The sequence below is a fragment of the Candidatus Nanopelagicales bacterium genome (assembly GCA_037045355.1).
Classification (GTDB): domain Bacteria; phylum Actinomycetota; class Actinomycetes; order S36-B12.
Genome location: JBAOHO010000014.1, coordinates 108,739 through 125,001, shown reverse-complemented (window position 1 = coordinate 125,001; position 16,263 = coordinate 108,739). Strand labels below are relative to the sequence as shown.

Sequence of the window (16,263 nt, the reverse complement as noted above, 5' to 3'; positions counted from 1 at the left end):
CCCTAACCCGCGTGCCGACGAGGATCCTGCAACGGGGGGATCAAACCCCGGTCGGCCAGCACGACCAGGGCCGCTGCGGAGTCGTGGTCGAACTCAGCAGGTCCGAGCAGGACACTGACCACGCAGTCATCGCATGACACCGCTCGCATCGGGCAGGTGGCGCAGTCGATCTGAAGCACCTCGGGAGGTTCGCGGCGCGCCGTCGACTCGATATCGCTGTCCGTTCTGGCCGTGACTTCTCCGGCCGCCACTTCCCATGCCGTTACTTGCCCGGCCGTTACTTCTCCGGCCGTTACTTGCCCGGCCATGACTTCGCTGTCCATGACGTCCTCACCTTCAACGCACTGGTTGTGAGCGTGTTGCGCGGACGCTACCGAGGACCCCCGACAATGATGCCCAGACAGGCGATCGGTGCCCCTGGGCCCTGAAACCCGGATGCGCCGAGCCCGGATATGCGAGCGTGAGAGTGGGTCCGGCGTCGGACGGTCAGGGCGTTCCCCCCAGGCCGGGCTCGGGATCGTCGCTCGCAGGCCGCGGCACGACCTCGATGCGGTCACTCGCGCCGCACCAGCGGCACATCACCTTTTCGATCGCCTCGGACAAGACTTCGGACTCCTCGACATCGGGACTGCCCGCCATCGTGAAATGCCAATACTCCCGGACCCTACTGGCGCGCACCACGTCGAAGCGGGTGAGGTTGCCGCAATGGGCACAGCGCCAGCGACTGTCAGCGTCGGGAATCCGGAAGGTCACGAGCGCTCATGCTACCCGGACGAACTCTCTTGCCCGGACGTGTCGGACCCCACGCATAGCGTCGCCACCATGAATCAGACGGCCGGGTCATCGGTGATCACGCAGCCCCTGACCTTCGACGATGCCGATATCGACCCCCCGCTGTCGGCCGTCAAGTTCGTCGTGGTCGACCTCGAGACCACCGGCGGATCACCGGCCGACTGCGGCATCACGGAGATCGGTGCGGTGCGCAGCTGCGGCGGTCACGTCACCGGCGAGTTCCACACCCTCGTGAATCCACAGGTTCCCATCCCGTCGTTCATCGCCGCTCTCACGGGAATCACCGACACCGCAGTGGCCGAGGCGCCACGCATCGAGCAAGTCCTCGACCCGTTCTTGGCGTTCGCCCGGGGCGCTGTCCTGGTTGCCCACAACGCTCCCTTCGATGTCGGTTTCCTCAAGGCTGCGTGCAAGGCGCAAGGGCTGGCGTGGCCCGCCTTCCCGGTCGTAGACACCGCCCGCCTGGCCCGGGTTCTGCTCCATCGAGACGAGGTCCCCAACCACCGGCTGGGCACACTCGCCCGGCACTTCCGCGCCTCCACGACGCCCGATCACCGAGCCCTGCACGATGCCCGGGCGACCCTCGATGTCCTGCATGGGCTCTTGGAGCGGGCCAGTGGATTCGGTGCCCATCATTTGGGGGACCTGTCCGCCTTGACTGCCCGGGTCCGACCCGAGCAGCGGGCCAAGCGCACGCTTGCGCAGGGTCTGCCCACCGGGCCCGGGGTCTACCGTTTCGTCGCTCCGGACGACCGCACGCTCTACGTCGGCAAGGCAACCTCTATCCGCCAGCGGGTCCGCAACTACTTCACGGCGGGCGAGACTCGCGGCCGGATTCTCGAGATGGTCCGCATCGCCGATCGCGTCACAGCGATCGAGTGTGCGACGGAGTTGGAGGCCGCCGTACGCGAGGTCCGCCTGATCGCCACGGAGCAGCCGCCCTACAACCGCCGCTCACGCAATGCCGAGAAGTACGTGTGGCTACGCATGACCGACGAACCCGCACCTCGGTTGTCCGTCGTCCGCGAACTCGCCCCCGGAGCAGATCTTGACGACGGGTACCTGGGGCCGTTCTCCTCGCGTCGTCTGGCGGTGCGCGCTGCCGAGGCATTGCAGTCGGTCTATCCCCTGCGCACCTGCTCGCCTCGGCTGTCCCCTGCCCGATCCGTGAGCGCGTGCATCCGGGCCGACTTAGGGTCTTGCGCGGCACCGTGTCGTGACGCGTCGGCCTACCTGCCTTATCGGGCGATGGCCGATAAGGCCAGAGCCGCCATGACCGGCGACTGCTCACCGGTGGTGAATATGCTGCGCCAGCGCATGGCGGACCTAGCGGTGGCACAGCGTTTCGAGGACGCCGCCGAGTTGCGCGACACCCTTCAGGTCTTGCTGACGGCCGCTCATCAGGGCCGGCAGTTGGCGGTGATCGGTTCCTGCGCGCAGATCGTGGCGGCGGCGCCCGATGCTCGGGACTGGACCATCCACGTGATCAAACATGGGCGGCTTGCAGCCGCCGCACGTGCCCGGCCGGACGACGATCCCGCCGCGGTGGTGGCCGCCGCCATCGCTCGAGCCGAACATGTCCCAGCACCGGACCGGGTCCTGACAGCTGCCAGTCCCGAAGAGGGCCGACTGGTGTTGCGGTGGCTGTTCGGGCCTGGAGTACGTCTGGTGCAACTCGACGGGCATCTCGCCCTCCCGCGAAACGGTGCACAGCCGGCACTGGGACAGCTCACCGCCAAGGTCAACCTCCGGCGCCACCCAATTCCCGGCTGACGGTGACCCACTCGTCCAGAAGCCGGGCCGCGGCACCGGTGGCAATGGCCTCCCGGGCCTCGATCACCCGTGGTGCGAGCTGGCTCAGCAGATCCTCGTCGGCCTCGGCTCTCCCGCTGGCCACGTCGAAGACGCACATGGCGGCAGCTGCGTTGGCCGCGACAGCGTCGGCGATGGCCGTCGACCGGGGGCCCTGGCCACCCGCGAGCATCCGACGTGCCGCCTCTGCATTGGCCGCGGGGTCGGCGCCACCGAGTGCGCCGGCGGAGGGCCGAGCCAGACCCACGTCCTCCGTATCGATGACAACCTCCCGGATCTCGGCCTTCCGTGCGTCCCATACCCGGGTGGGTGCCTCCGTGGTGATCTCGTCCATACCGTCCATCCCCCGCACGACCAATGCCGAGGTTCCCTTGCGGGCCAACGCCGCTGCGACCACAGGGGCCATCTGCTCGTCGGCGACGCCCACCGTCTGAGCCGACGGGCGCACCGGATTCGCCAGGGGGCCCAGGAAGTTGAATACGGACCTGATCCCGATCTCCTTGCGAACGGGACCGGCATGTCTCATCGCCGGGTGGAACACCTGCGCGAAACAGAACGCGATCCCGACTCGATCCAGACAAGCGCCGATTCGATCGGGGGCCAGATCGGGCACCACGCCCAGCGCCTCCAAGACGTCGACCGATCCGGACTTCGACGAAGCCGCCCGGTTGCCGTGCTTCACGACACGGCGCCCCGTAGCAGCGACCACGATGGCCGCCATGGTGGAGATGTTGACCGATCCGCTGTCGTCCCCGCCCGTCCCGCACGTATCGACCACCGGACCCGGGATATCCACTGTCACGGCGTGCTCGAGCATCACCTCGACCAGCACGGCCAATTCGTCAGCGGTAACCCCCGACGAGCGTTGGGCGACGAGCCAGGCGGCAGTCTGCGCCGGGGTCGCAAGTCCGGACATGACCTGGTCCATCACCCAGCGACTCTGTGCTTCCGCAAGCGGTCGACCGGCGAGAAGCTGGTCCAAGAGCGCAGGCCAGGCAGTAGTGGTACTCACGATCGGTAGCGTACGTGCGCTCTCAGAGGTAGCGGGTCAGGCGCTGGGCAGAGCGGCGATGCGCCGACGCAACAGCCCTGCGACCGCCTCGGGAAACTCCAGCGGATCGAGTGGCTGAGGCGCCACCTCGTCAGCGCGCGACCAGGTTGCCAACCATGCATCCGCGGGGCGACCCACGATGAGCAGTACCGGCGGGCACTGATAGATCTCATCCTTCAACTGCCGGCAGATGCCCATGCCCCCGGCCGGCACGGCCTCGCCGTCGAGGATGGCCAAGTCGATCCGCCCCGCGTCCATGCGCCGGATCACAGCCGGTTCGGTGGCCACTTCGACGTACTCCACGGCCGGCAACTCAGCCGACGGGCGAGGACCCAGCAGCGACCTCACCTTGGCCCTCGTGTTGCGATCGTCGGAGTAGACGAGGATCCGCAGCGGGCGAGCGTCGTCGGTCATGGTTGCGATACTAGCGATCGGGGCCCAGGCGAGTCGCGAGGCGCGATCCGCCGGCCAGAATGCCCGTCCGGACGTTGCACTGCGTAGCGCACCCTACGGAAGGTCACCACAGGCGGGCCGGCTCCGAAAAAGGGCACCTCTATCGGGGGGTCAGGTGCGACGTCGGAGTCAGAAGGTGCCAGAATCCGCACGTGGCTACTGCAACAGCATTAGAGGCGCAGGCGCACAGCGCCCCGGCGAACCGTCCCAACATGGTGTCGGTCGGGACGATCGTCTGGCTGTCCAGTGAGTTGATGTTCTTCGCGGGACTCTTCGCGATGTACTTGACGCTGCGGGGGGTGAACCCCGAGATCTGGGCCGAGGACACCCAACTGTTGAACGTGCCGTTCGCCGCAGCGAACACCACGATCCTGGTCCTCAGCTCCGTCACGTGTCAGATGGGCGTCTTCGCCGCGGAGCGGGGCGACCGGGACAAGTTGCGGTTCTGGTTCACGATCACGTTCATCATGGGCTCGATCTTCGTCGCCGGCCAGGTGTTCGAGTACTCGCAACTACTGCACGAGGGCCTGAGTTTCTCCGGCTCCCCTTACGGCTCCGCGTTCTTCCTCACCACCGGATTCCACGGCCTGCACGTCACAGGTGGCCTGATCGCCTTCCTCTTCGTGCTGGCCCGCACCTACATGGCCAAGCGCTTCACCCACCAAGAGGCCACCTCAGCCATCGTGACCTCTTACTACTGGCACTTCGTCGACGTCGTGTGGATCGCGCTGTTCGCGATGATCTACATCCTGCAATGACCATCCTCTGCAATGACCAGCTCCGCACACTCGCAACACGCTCCGAACGCTCACTGAAGGACAAGGGGTTCAACAGGTGAAGACCCTCGCCAGACACCGGCGCCACCCGGCCGCGGTCTTTGTCGTGATCATGATCGGGCTGCTGCTGACCGGCGCCCTGTTCGCCCTCGCAAACAAGGCCACCGAAGCACAGTCGGCCGAGCAGGACGCCACTGCAGTACTGAATGGCAAGAAACTCTTCCTCGAGGGCTGCTCCAGTTGCCACGGGATCAACGCCCAGGGCACCCAGAACGGACCGACACTCATCGGCGTCGGAGCAGCGGCGGTGCACTTCCAGGTGTCCACCGGCCGGATGCCGCTGGCCAACCCAGGGGCTCAGGCTCCGCAGAAGCCGCGCGACTACAGCGATACCGACATTGCCGCACTCGCGGCTTTCGTCGCCTCGCTGGCTCCAGGCCCGGCCATCCCCACCGCTGCTGATCTCGACTGGGCCGACGCGGATTCGGCCGTAGGCGGGGAACTGTTCCGGGCCAACTGCTCGCAGTGCCACCAGGCAGCTGGCCGCGGCGGTGCGCTCAGCAACGGCAAGTACGCACCGAATCTGATGGAGGCGACCCCTCAGGAGATCTATGAGGCGATGCTGACCGGCCCACAGAACATGCCGGTGTTCGCCGACAGCACCCTTCCCAAGGAAGACAAGAAGGCCATCATCGCCTACATCGAAGGGCTGAGGGCCTCCGATGATCCGGGCGGCTGGGCGCTGGGCCGGTTCGGGCCGGTGACAGAGGGCCTGTTCATGTGGATCGGCGGGCTGCTGCTCGTGGTGGCCGGAGCGATCTGGATCGGAGCGAAGGTTCGATGAGCGACAACGGCACCGGCAAGGACCTGACCCCGGCAGGAGGGGACCTCACTCCCGCGTCGGATACCCAGCAGGCTCTGCGTCCCGGGGAATGGCCCCGCGCGGACGTCGCGCATCATCTGCGCCGGACGGACACTGACCCACGCGCCCATGACCGGGCGGTGCGGCAAGTCAGCATCATGTTCATGCTGTCGGTGCTGATGGTGATCCTGTTCATCGTCGCGTTCATCGTCATTCCCCGTGATGCGGTCATCACGCTCCCCTATATCGGGGCCATCGGCGCACTCAACGCGGCCATGGGAGTCACCTTCGGGTTGGCGATCCTGCTCATCGGGCTCGGCGCCATCCATTGGGCCAAGAAACTCATGAGCGACGTCGAAGTGGTGCAGGAGCGCCACGAGATGAAGACCGACGCCGAGGACACCGCCGTGGCGGCCGACATCTACGAAGTCGGCAAAGAGTCCAGTGGTTTCGCGAAGTACCCGATGATCCGCCGCACCATGCTCGCGGCCATGGCCCTGGTGCCCATTCCTTTCATCGTTTCCCTGCGTGACCTGTGGATCACGCCCCCGGGAGTCACCACGCCGTCCGAGGAGCTGCTCCACACGATCTGGCGCCCCGGAATGCGCCTGGTCACCGACATCACCTACCAGCCCGTCAAGGCCGACGAGATTCCTGTCGGAGGCCTGGTCAACGTGGTCCCCGCCGACCTTCCTCTGGTGGAAGAGGAGGACCACAACCTCAATGCCCGCGCCAAAGCCGCCGCCATCGTCATCCGCATGACTCCCGAGGAGATTCAGTCGCAGCAAGGCGAAGGATGGGACTACGAGGGCATCTTGTGTTTCTCCAAGATCTGCACCCATGTGGGTTGCCCCATATCGTTGTACCAGCAGCGCACTCACGAGTTGCTGTGCCCCTGCCACCAGTCGACGTTCAACCTGGCGGACTCGGCCAATGTGGTCTTCGGCCCGGCGGCGCGGCGGATGCCTCAGTTGCCCATCACCGTGGACGACGAGGGGTACTTGGTCGCCGTGAGTGACTTCCAAGAACCTGTCGGACCGAGCTTCTGGGAGTTGAAGGATTACTCATGAGCACGTCGGAACTGACTCCACCGGAACTGACCGGGATCGAGAAGAAGGGCGCCGCAGCCGCGACCTTCGTGGATGAGCGCGTCGGGAGCAACGGATGGTTGCGCCGCAACCTCAACAAGGTCTTCCCCGATCACTGGTCGTTCATGTTGGGTGAGGTCGCCCTCTACTCGTTCATCGTTGTTCTCCTCTCAGGCGTCTATCTGACTCTGTTCTTCAAGCCGAGCATGGTGGAGGTCATCTACGACGGCCCGTACATCCCGCTCAAGGGCGTCAAGATGTCGGAGGCCTACGACTCCGCACTCGGCATCTCCTTCGAGATCCGCGGTGGGCTGCTCATGCGCCAGATTCACCACTGGGCGGCGCTGTTCTTCATGACCGCCATCGCGGTTCACATGTTCCGCGTGTTCTTCACCGGAGCTTTCCGCAAGCCCCGCGAACTCAACTGGATGATCGGTGTTGGCCTCGCGATGACCGCCCTGATGGCCGGTTTCTCCGGCTACTCCCTCCCCGACGATCTGCTGTCGGGCACGGGCCTGCGCATCGCCGAGGGCATTGTCTTGTCCATCCCGGTCGTCGGGACTTGGGCGAGTTTCCTGCTGTTCGGCGGCGAGTTCCCAGGGACCGATTTCATCTCTCGCCTCTACGGCGTTCACATCCTGCTGATCCCGGGGATTCTCCTCGCACTCATCACCGTTCACCTCATGCTCGTGTGGGTGCAAAAGCACACGCAGTTCCCCGGCCCGGCCCGCACGAACAACAACGTGGTCGGCTACCCCCTGATGCCGATCTACATGGCCAAGGCGGGAGGGTTCTTCTTCTTGGTCTTCGGCATCATCGTGATCATCTCGGGCCTCGTGCAGTTGAACCCGATCTGGCTCTTCGGCCCCTACACGCCCGATCAGGTCTCGGCCGGCACCCAGCCCGACTGGTACATCGGCTGGCTGGATGGCGCCCTACGCGTCATGCCCAACTGGGAGATTCAGGCCTTCGGTTACACCCTCAGCCTGAACGTCCTGACCCCGGCGCTGATCATCCCGGGCCTGATCACAGTTGCGTTGATGGCCTACCCGTTCCTCGAACGCTGGGCCACCGGCGACAACCGCGAGCATCACCTGCTCGACCGGCCACGCGACAATCCGACGCGCACCGGTCTGGGCGTCATGGCCATCACCTTCTACGTCCTGCTGTGGATCGGTGGAGGCAACGACATCATCGCGGTCGGATTCGACCTGTCCATCAACTCGATCATCTGGTTCCTACGCATCTCGCTGATCGTGCTTCCGCCGATCGCGTTCCTGATCACCAAACGCATCTGCCTGTCGTTGCAGCGCCGCGATCGCGACAAACTCCTGCACGGCCGTGAGACCGGACAGATCCTGCGCCTTCCCCACGGTGAGTTCATCGAGATCCATGCGCCGTTGAACGACAACGAACGCGCCAAGATCATGGCCAAGCCCGAGGTCAAGCCGGTGGCCGCACCGCCCGAAACCGACAGTGCCGGAGTTCGCAATCCGAAGTTGAAGAGCGATCGGCGCCGGTCGAAGTTGTCGCAGTTCCTGTTCGGGGACACCGTCGCCAAACCTTCTGCCGCGGAGATCGAGCACGCGGACGAGCACCTGGCCGAACAGGTGGCCGTGACCGCACCGGTCATCCAGGAGGACAACGAGCTCGAGATCGCCCACGACGGTTCAGTGCTGCATCATCCGGGCCGTCCGATCAGCAACCGACCGGACTCCCAGCAGAAGAGCTGAGTCGCGATGCCCGAAGCGCCGGTGGTCCTGGTCACCGGAGCAACCAGTGGGATCGGACTGGCGTGTGTCAAGCGCTTTCGAGCCGACGGTGCGGTTGTCGTCGCCACCGGCATCGAGGATAACCCGCGCGAGATACAGCCCACCGGGGCGGATTACCTGCATTGTGATGTGTCCGACTCGGACAGTGTCGCCGCAACCATCCAGACGGCCGTCGCCCGCCACGGTCGAATCGATGTGCTGATCAACTCCGCCGGCATTGCCGAGCAGCGACCCTTCCTGGAGATGACAGCGCAGCAGTTCGACCGAACCATCGCGGTGAACCTCAGGGGCTCATTCCTGGCCATGCACGCATGCGCCCGCCAGATGGTGGATCAGATCCAGGCCGGTGGCCGCCCCGGGTCGATGATCATGATCGGCTCACTCAGCGACAGTCTCGTCAATCCGTTGACGGTGGACTACTGCGCATCCAAGGGCGGGGTCGGGCAACTGACCCGAGCAGTGGCCGTCGCTCTGGCTCCCCACGGAATCCGAGTCAACATCGTGGCACCCGGGACCATCACCACTGCGATGACCCACGACGCCACCGATGATCCCCAGTTGCGGGAGCTCATGCTGGCGCGGACTCCCCTGGGGCGCTTCGGCTCCCCCGAAGAGATCGCCGGTGTGGCGGCATTCCTGGCCTCGGAGGACGCCTCCTACATCACGGGAGAGACCATCTACGTCGATGGGGGCCGGCATCATCTCAACTTCGTCATGCCCCCGGGCGGCGCCTGAGCGGACTGTCTGGTGGTGACGCCGTACGAGCTTGCCAGACGCTTTCGAACTGCCTTACCGGACGATCTTGAACTGGAAGTCCGTGGTGCCGAGTGCGCCCATCAGGCGCAGCCAGATCGGAAGCAGGCTCTCCGTTCCGCGGGCCGTGGAAACATCACCGAGATCGATGACGTCCTTCCACCCGAACCACTCCCCCAGCCACGCGATCACCTGCTGTTTTGCCGTCTCGTCATTGCCGCTGACGAACACCGTGTGATGTCCATCCGCCAGAGATCCGGGGGCAACCATCAGAGCTGCGTTCATCGTGTTCAAGGTCTTGACGAGCCGGATGGCGGGGAACGCCTGCTGCAGTTGTTCGGCGAGCGAGTCGGTGTTGCAGACGAACAACGTGGGCGGCATTCCAGCCGAGAAGTCGAGTGGATTGGTGATGTCCAAGAGAATCTTGCCGTCCGTGGCGTCTCCCGCCGATTCCAGCACGGTCTTGGCGGCGGAGCCCGTCGTGGCCAAGATGAGCGCGTCCCCGTGGGCTGCGGACTCTGCGAACGTACCCAGCGTGACATCGGGATGCTCCGACAGCCAGACACCGAAGGGCGGGTTGCCGTAACCGTCCGCCTCCTGACGGGCCAGCGTCGCGGCCGGCTCTCTGGTGCCGATCATGACGGCGTGTCCGGCTGCTGCCAGGGCGGTGGCCAACGTCTGACCGACCATCCCCGAGCCCAGGATCCCGATGTTCATGCCACTCTCCTCATCGTCGATGCGCTTCTTATCCGGCGGTAGCCCACAGTACGACTCCGAGTGCTTCTAAGGTGGATTCGATTCACGTCGGGAGGTCCAGTGGATGTGAAACGGCCGTCGGTCTCGGCAGACGATCTGGAACGCATGGCTGATCAGGTTCTCTTGTCCTTCGGGCCCAGCTCACGCAGGAAGTACTCAGCCTTCTGGGTCCTGCTCACCCTGGCGGGAGTGATCGCGACCGCCGGGATCATCGCCGACTCCACCGCAACCGTGATCGGCGCCATGATCGTTGCCCCGCTCATGACTCCGATCCTGGGAACTGCACTGGCCCTGGTGCTCGCAGATCGTTATCGCATGGCGCGGTCCCTTCTGGTTGTCGTCGGTGGTGCGCTGTTGGTCATCGCTATCGGCTACCTGTTCGCCTTGGTGGAACCGCTCGACGTGATCAGCGAGGGTAACGGCCAGGTGTCTGCGCGCGTCAGTCCCCGCATGATCGATCTCATCGCAGCGCTCGCCACGGGAACGGTTGGAGCGTTCGCGTTGGCTCGCTCCGATGTGTCCGACACCCTGCCTGGTGTGGCGATAGCGATCTCATTGGTCCCGCCACTTGCCGTTGTCGGCATCACCCTCAACGAGGGCAGATTCGACGACGCGCTCGGGGCTCTGCTGCTGTTCCTGACCAACGTCACCGCCATCGTCTTCACCGCGACGGTGGTCCTCTTGCTCTACCAAGTCCGGAACGTCGCCGAAAGTGGAGGCGTGAAGGTGGGTCGTTTCTCGGCCAAGACCCTCATCTTCGTGGCTGCCCTAGTGGCGCTCATCGCGATACCGCTGGGGCTCGGCTCGGCGCGGGTGCTGTCCGACAACACGATCAAGTACGGAGCATCGTCACTGGTGGATGATTGGGCGGACGCTGTCGGTTGGTCCGTCGTCGACTACGAAGTGGTGGACGCCACCATGACTGTCACGGCCATCGGCCCACCTCCTGCCATCGATCCTCAAGTCCTGCGCGAGACACTCGATGGCAATGGCTTCAGCCATGTGGACCTGGTGCTGGACCTCGTTGTCGGCGGACAGCGTGAGCTCCCCGGTCGTTGAATCACCTGAGGCAGACCTGCCCGACCGCCCGAATACGACATCCTGATGCCAACTGGGGCCCGGTGCGCCATGCTCGGGCCATGGAACACGGGCCGGCACCGAAGCGCCGAGGCGGAGACGACAGCGTCCAGCCGACAGTGCCGCTGAATCCCGACGCGCAGCCCACCGAGGTGATCGTGCGCGGTTGCCGGGCAGGGCATGATCAGCCGAACAATCCCACGTGGCACCCCACCCTCGGGATGGTGCCGGCACTCACCAGTGTGGTGTTTGCGGCGATCCTGGTGGGTGTGATTCTGGCGGTCGAGTTGTGGCTGCTCCCTGCCCTGATCCCGTGGACACTCGGGTTACTGGCGATCGGCCTGCTGGTGTCGGCCATCATCCAATTTCTGTTGGGTCACCGTGGGTGGTGCTGGCTCTGGCGGAGCCTGCGCTGGTGGCTGGGGCCGATCGGGACCTTGGTGGACCCGATCGAAATGGGCTGATCAGCCCTTCAGCGCACTGCCTGCCTTCCAGTCCGACCACGACTCGTTCCACTGGGTCCAGCCGTTGCCGTCGTTGCCGTCGTGCTCGGCTCCGGTGTTCTTAATGACCACGACATCGCCGATGTTGGCGTTCTTCATCAGCCACGCGGCGTTGTCCGGGCTCACGTTGATGCAGCCGTGACTGACGTTGGAGTAGCCCTGCGATCCCACCGACCAGGGTGCGGAGTGGATGTACTCCCCCGACCAGGTGACCCGCATGGCGTTGTACACATCGAGACGGTAGTAGTCGGGATCGTCCTCGGAGACCCCGAGGGTCGCGGCGTCCATCACCACGTAGGGCTCCTTGGTCATGATGACCTTGGTTCCCGATCGGGTCTCGTGGCCCGGCTGCCCCGTCGAGGTAGGCATCGTGAGGACCTTCTTGCCGTTACGCGTCACGGTCATCTGATGCTTGACGGAGTCCTGAGTCAGGATCATCGAGTCACCGATCTTGAAGTCCTCGGTGGCGTTTTGCATCGCATAGACCTGATCGCCGGCATTGACGCCCTTGATCTCGGCATCGAGTTCGACCTTGCTGTCGGCCGGCCAGTATTCCTTGGGGCGGTAACTGACCTGGGTGTCACTGTCCCAGTGCCAAGACCCTTCGATAGGCGCCCCGTCGACGTTGACGAGCAGGTGCTTCTCGATGGCGGCCCGATCCTTGATGGGCTGGTTGAAGGTCATGATGATCGGCATACCAACGCCGTAGGTTTCCCCGTCAGTGAGGTTGGTGCTGACTTCGAGTTCGTTCTCCGGCACGAAGGTGCGGAACGAGTCGCTGGCGGAGGTTTCCTTGCCACGAAGATCGACGGCGTTCGCCGTGACGACGTACTTGGTCCCGAAGTCCAGGTCACTCGTGTCGATCTTCCAGGCGGAACCACCGTCAACGGGCTCACCGTCGATCTGCTCACCGTCAGGGCCCGTCACAGAGACAGTCGTGATGCGGCCATTCTCGACCGAGATCAGCGGGGCTTCATCGAAGGTGACGTTCTTCTCACCGAAGAGGGACGATTGGATGACGGCCTGCGACTCGGACCATGGCGCACTGACCAAAGAGAGGTTGGGCCCACAGCCGGTGACGGTGAGCGCGACAACCCCGGCGCCGATGCCCAGCAGGGCCAATGGCCGCTTGCGGGCGAGTGGACTCACCCTCTTGTTGTGCTTCTCGGACACGATGTGATCCTCAATCCTGGTAGGACAGTTCGCAATGTTCTTGGCCACGATCAGTGTCCGACAAACATCACGATTGCGTCTCCTGCCGTCTCCGTCACGAAGAGTGAGAACGCTTACCCGTCGCGACACAGAATTCGATCCAACGACTTTCAAGTATACCGACGTGACCGAGGGTGTGAAGAGCAGAGAAGGCGTGTCGGTAACGATGCCTGCACGATTCCCTCGGCACGGCTCCTCGGATCAGCGGTTCTTCTGGTTCGGATTACCAGCTCTTTGGGTTCCTGGGTCCCACGGGTTCCCTGGAGCCAGGACGTCCAGTTTCGGTCTCGGCTGTTTACTCCGACCGGCTGCCTACTCGGCTCTGAAGTTCAGTGCGCGTGATCGCCGTAGTAGTACTCGAACAGCCAACCGCTGACGGACACCATGAGGATGATCACACCGAAGGCCAACATCCACGCAGCGAAGATGAAACCCAAAGTCACGGTGAAGGCCGAGAATCCCACCGCCAACGGCCACCACGAGTGGGGGCTGAAGAACCCGTAGTCCGGGTCGGCTTCGTCGATGGTGGCGTCTTGGCGATCCTCGGGCCGAGGGTACACCCGCTTGGATGTGTACAGGATGTAGAACCCGGCGATCAACGCCAGCAGTCCGGTGAAGAACAACAGAATCGTGCCGACGACGTCCTGGCTCAGCCACCCGTAGACAGCTGCGACCAGGACATAGAAGACGGCGCCTGCCCCGAACAGCCAGCCTTCGATCTTCACTGTTTGGTCCCTTCCGTGGTCTCACCGTCGGTGGTGGCCTCAGCGGCCGGCCGATCCGCCACTGCGGTGGCCGTTGCGTGAGACTCGGGCACTGGGTTGAGGGCGTACTCCGGATGGTGGAGATCGAACGCCGGACGCTCCGAGCGGATCGTCGGGATGGACGTGAAGTTGTGCCGCGGCGGCGGGCAGGAGGTCGCCCACTCCAGAGAGCCGCCGTAGCCCCAGGGATCGTCGACACCGACCATGGGCGCCTTGCGCCATGTCCAGATGACGTTGATCAAGAACAAGATGGTGGAGATGCCCAAGATCCCGGACCCCATGGTCGAGATGTGGTTGAGCAGGCCGAAGTCGTCGGAGGCGAGATAGTCGCCGTAGCGCCTGGGCATACCCTGGACCCCCAGCCAGTGCTGGCACAGGAAGGTCACCTGGAACCCGATGAAGAGGAACCAGAACTGCCACTTGCCGAGCTTCTCGTTGAGTTTGCGGCCGGTCCACTTGGGCCACCAGAAGTAGTAGGCGGCGAACATCAAGAACACCACCGTGCCGAACACCGTGTAGTGGAAGTGCGCCACCACGAAGTAGGAGTCGGACACGTGGAAGTCCAGTGGGGGGGACGCCAGGATGACACCCGTCAGGCCGCCGAAGAGGAAGGTCGCCAGGAACCCGAGAACGAACAGCATCGGTGTCTCGAAACTGATGGAGCCACGCCACATGGTGCCGATCCAGTTGAAGAACTTCACCCCTGTCGGCACGGCAATGAGCATGGTCATCAGCGCGAAGTAGGGCAGGTAGACCGATCCGGTGACGTACAGATGGTGGGCCCACACCCCCATGGACAGGCCCGCGATCGCGATGGTGGCGAAGACCAGGCCCTTGTAGCCGAAGATGGGCTTGCGGCTGAAGACAGGGATGATCTCGCTGGCGACCCCGAAGAACGGGAGCGCGAGAATATAGACCTCCGGGTGACCGAAGAACCAGAACAGGTGCTGCCACAAGATGGCGCCACCGTTCTCCGGAGCGAACACCACAGTGCCGAATTTCCGGTCTATCTCAAGAACGACCAGAGCGGCAGCCAGGATCGGGAAGCACATCAAGACCAGGACGCTGGTGATGAACGTGGTCCACGTGAACACGGGCATGCGGAACATGGTCATGCCGGGGGCTCGCATGCAGAAGACCGTGGTGATGAAGTTGACGGCCCCCAAGATGGTGCCGAGACCACCCATGGTCAGACCGAGCAGCCACATGTCAGCGCCCACGGTGGGTGAGTAGACGGCATCCGACAGCGGCGTGTAGGCGGTCCAGCCGCCGGCGAACGCGCCCTCGGGCGTGATGAGGCTGAGTGACGCTGTCAGGCCACCGAAGAAGAACAGCCAGAAGCCGAACATGTTCAACCGCGGGAAGGCCACATCGGGGGCGCCGATCTGCAGCGGCATGATCGCGTTGCCCAAGCCGACGAACAGCGGGGTCGCGAACAGGAACAGCATGATCGTGCCGTGCATCGTGAACAGCTGGTTGTACTGCTCCAAGCTCACGAACTGCATGCCTGGCGACACGAGTTCCGCGCGGATGATCAGCGCCATCGCACCGGCGATCAGGAAGTACGCGAAGGATTGGATCAAGTAGAGGTACCCGATGACCTTGTGGTCGGTACTCGTCAGCCAGTTGACGATGGTGCGACCCAAGCGCGGGTTGCTCTTCGGCTCCCACGGCTGGCTGATGTCCCGGGGCGGGATCAGCTCGCCGGATTCCTTGGGGGGTTCGGCCAGGATCGTCATGTCGTCTTATACCCCTCTGGGCCAGGCACGCCCGACTCGTTGACCCTTCCGGTCTCCAACTGCCCCGTCTGCCCGCGCTCGCGCAGTTCCTCGATGTGGGCATCGTATTCCGCGCGGCTGACAACTTTCACGTTGAAGAGCATGCGGGAATGGTCGACACCGCACAGTTCAGCGCACTTGCCCGGGAACGTGCCGAGCTGGGTGGGGGTGAGCTCGAACTGGTTGAGTTTGCCCGGGATCACGTCCATCTTGAACAGCCAGGCCGGAACCCAGAATGAGTGGATGACGTCCGACGACGACAACTCGAACCGAGCCTTCTCGTCGACCGGTACCCACAGTGTGGGGAAGTCATCGGGGGTGCCGATCTCGTAGACGTCCTCGTCGACGTAGTTGAACGCCCAACTCCAGCGGAACCCGACCACGTTCACGGTGTGGGTCTGATCGTCGGTGACCGCGAGGATCTCGGCCTGGTCGCGGGCGGTGAAGAAGAACAATCCGAAGATCATGATCAGCGGGGCAACGGTGTACAAGATCTCGATGGGCAGGTTGTAGGCAGTCTGCTCAGGCATCTCGGGACGCCGTCGGCGCGAGTAGGCGACGATCGCGATGATCATGAGGCCCCATACCAACAACCCGACCGGCCAAGCCGCGACCCATGCGCCGTCCCACAGGGACTTGATCACTTCAGCCTTGTCGCTGGCAGGTTCGGGGAGGTCCAAGAAGAAGATTTCGTTGGCAGTGCACCCCGTGGTCGCGGTGGCGACCAGTCCGGCCATGGCGAGCATGCCCCACCGGCGCTTGCGCCGGGACGCTGTCGCGAGATCTGACACCGCATCAGCCCCTCTACTAGGGC

17 protein-coding genes are annotated in these 16,263 nt (G+C 64.2%); 8 read left to right on the top strand and 9 right to left on the bottom strand.

Annotated elements, in window-relative coordinates; genetic code table 11:
• Positions 1–2: 2 nt before the first annotated feature.
• Both V9E98_08950 and V9E98_08945 read right to left on the bottom strand, forming a co-directional pair.
• Entirely contained in the window at positions 3–323 is a 321-nt protein-coding gene (locus V9E98_08950; GenBank protein ID MEI2717108.1) for a hypothetical protein, read from the bottom strand.
• A gap of 163 nt (positions 324–486) precedes the next feature.
• Positions 487–753: a hypothetical protein gene (locus V9E98_08945; protein ID MEI2717107.1), complete on the bottom strand. Its 267-nt coding sequence runs from the start codon at positions 751–753 to the stop codon at positions 487–489.
• 69 nt (positions 754–822) lie between these two features.
• Here V9E98_08945 and V9E98_08940 point away from each other — a divergent pair, with 69 nt between their 5' ends.
• Positions 823–2,565 (top strand): DEDD exonuclease domain-containing protein, encoded by a 1,743-nt coding sequence (locus V9E98_08940; GenBank protein ID MEI2717106.1) that lies wholly within the window; start codon positions 823–825, stop codon positions 2,563–2,565.
• Here V9E98_08940 and trpD read toward each other — a convergent pair.
• Both trpD and V9E98_08930 read right to left on the bottom strand, forming a co-directional pair.
• Positions 2,534–3,616 (bottom strand): anthranilate phosphoribosyltransferase, encoded by a 1,083-nt coding sequence (gene trpD / locus V9E98_08935; GenBank protein ID MEI2717105.1) that lies wholly within the window; start codon positions 3,614–3,616, stop codon positions 2,534–2,536. The two genes, V9E98_08940 and trpD, sit on opposite strands and share 32 nt — an antisense overlap.
• A gap of 36 nt (positions 3,617–3,652) precedes the next feature.
• Positions 3,653–4,069 (bottom strand): hypothetical protein, encoded by a 417-nt coding sequence (locus tag V9E98_08930; GenBank protein MEI2717104.1) that lies wholly within the window; start codon positions 4,067–4,069, stop codon positions 3,653–3,655.
• 191 nt (positions 4,070–4,260) lie between these two features.
• Between V9E98_08930 and V9E98_08925 the strand changes: the two genes are divergently transcribed.
• From V9E98_08925 to V9E98_08905, 5 genes are all read left to right on the top strand, one after another.
• Positions 4,261–4,866, top strand: a complete 606-nt coding sequence (locus V9E98_08925; GenBank protein MEI2717103.1) for a heme-copper oxidase subunit III — start codon at positions 4,261–4,263, stop codon at positions 4,864–4,866.
• 76 nt (positions 4,867–4,942) lie between these two features.
• Positions 4,943–5,728 (top strand): c-type cytochrome, encoded by a 786-nt coding sequence (locus V9E98_08920; protein MEI2717102.1) that lies wholly within the window; start codon positions 4,943–4,945, stop codon positions 5,726–5,728.
• A complete protein-coding gene (locus V9E98_08915; protein ID MEI2717101.1) occupies positions 5,725–6,816 on the top strand; it encodes a Rieske 2Fe-2S domain-containing protein in 1,092 nt (363 codons plus the stop codon). Before V9E98_08920 ends, V9E98_08915 begins: the two co-directional genes overlap by 4 nt.
• Positions 6,813–8,567 carry a ubiquinol-cytochrome c reductase cytochrome b subunit gene (locus V9E98_08910; GenBank protein MEI2717100.1) on the top strand — a complete coding sequence of 585 codons (1,755 nt, stop codon included), beginning with the start codon at positions 6,813–6,815 and terminating at the stop codon, positions 8,565–8,567. Before V9E98_08915 ends, V9E98_08910 begins: the two co-directional genes overlap by 4 nt.
• A 6-nt stretch (positions 8,568–8,573) precedes the next feature.
• Entirely contained in the window at positions 8,574–9,341 is a 768-nt protein-coding gene (locus V9E98_08905) for an SDR family oxidoreductase (protein ID MEI2717099.1), read from the top strand.
• 54 nt (positions 9,342–9,395) lie between these two features.
• Here V9E98_08905 and V9E98_08900 read toward each other — a convergent pair whose 3' ends face one another.
• Positions 9,396–10,076, bottom strand: coding sequence for an NAD(P)-binding domain-containing protein (locus V9E98_08900; GenBank protein MEI2717098.1), 681 nt, complete (start codon positions 10,074–10,076; stop codon positions 9,396–9,398).
• A gap of 99 nt (positions 10,077–10,175) precedes the next feature.
• On the opposite strand from V9E98_08900, the gene V9E98_08895 reads away from it, so the two are divergent.
• Together V9E98_08895 and V9E98_08890 are read left to right on the top strand one after the other, a co-directional pair.
• Positions 10,176–11,174 (top strand): DUF389 domain-containing protein, encoded by a 999-nt coding sequence (locus V9E98_08895; GenBank protein ID MEI2717097.1) that lies wholly within the window; start codon positions 10,176–10,178, stop codon positions 11,172–11,174.
• Between the two features lie 80 nt (positions 11,175–11,254).
• Entirely contained in the window at positions 11,255–11,656 is a 402-nt protein-coding gene (locus V9E98_08890; protein ID MEI2717096.1) for a hypothetical protein, read from the top strand.
• Here the strand turns inward: V9E98_08890 and V9E98_08885 are convergent, their stop codons facing one another.
• The 4 genes from V9E98_08885 to coxB form a co-directional block, all read right to left on the bottom strand.
• Complete coding sequence (locus tag V9E98_08885) at positions 11,657–12,868, bottom strand: Ig-like domain-containing protein (protein MEI2717095.1); 1,212 nt, start codon at positions 12,866–12,868, stop codon at positions 11,657–11,659.
• Positions 12,869–13,236: 368 nt separating this feature from the next.
• A complete protein-coding gene (locus tag V9E98_08880; protein MEI2717094.1) occupies positions 13,237–13,632 on the bottom strand; it encodes a cytochrome c oxidase subunit 4 in 396 nt (131 codons plus the stop codon).
• Positions 13,629–15,410, bottom strand: coding sequence for a cytochrome c oxidase subunit I (gene ctaD, locus V9E98_08875; GenBank protein MEI2717093.1), 1,782 nt, complete (start codon positions 15,408–15,410; stop codon positions 13,629–13,631). Before ctaD ends, V9E98_08880 begins: the two co-directional genes overlap by 4 nt.
• Positions 15,407–16,240, bottom strand: a complete 834-nt coding sequence (gene coxB, locus V9E98_08870; protein ID MEI2717092.1) for a cytochrome c oxidase subunit II — start codon at positions 16,238–16,240, stop codon at positions 15,407–15,409. Before coxB ends, ctaD begins: the two co-directional genes overlap by 4 nt.
• Positions 16,241–16,263 lie beyond the last annotated feature (23 nt).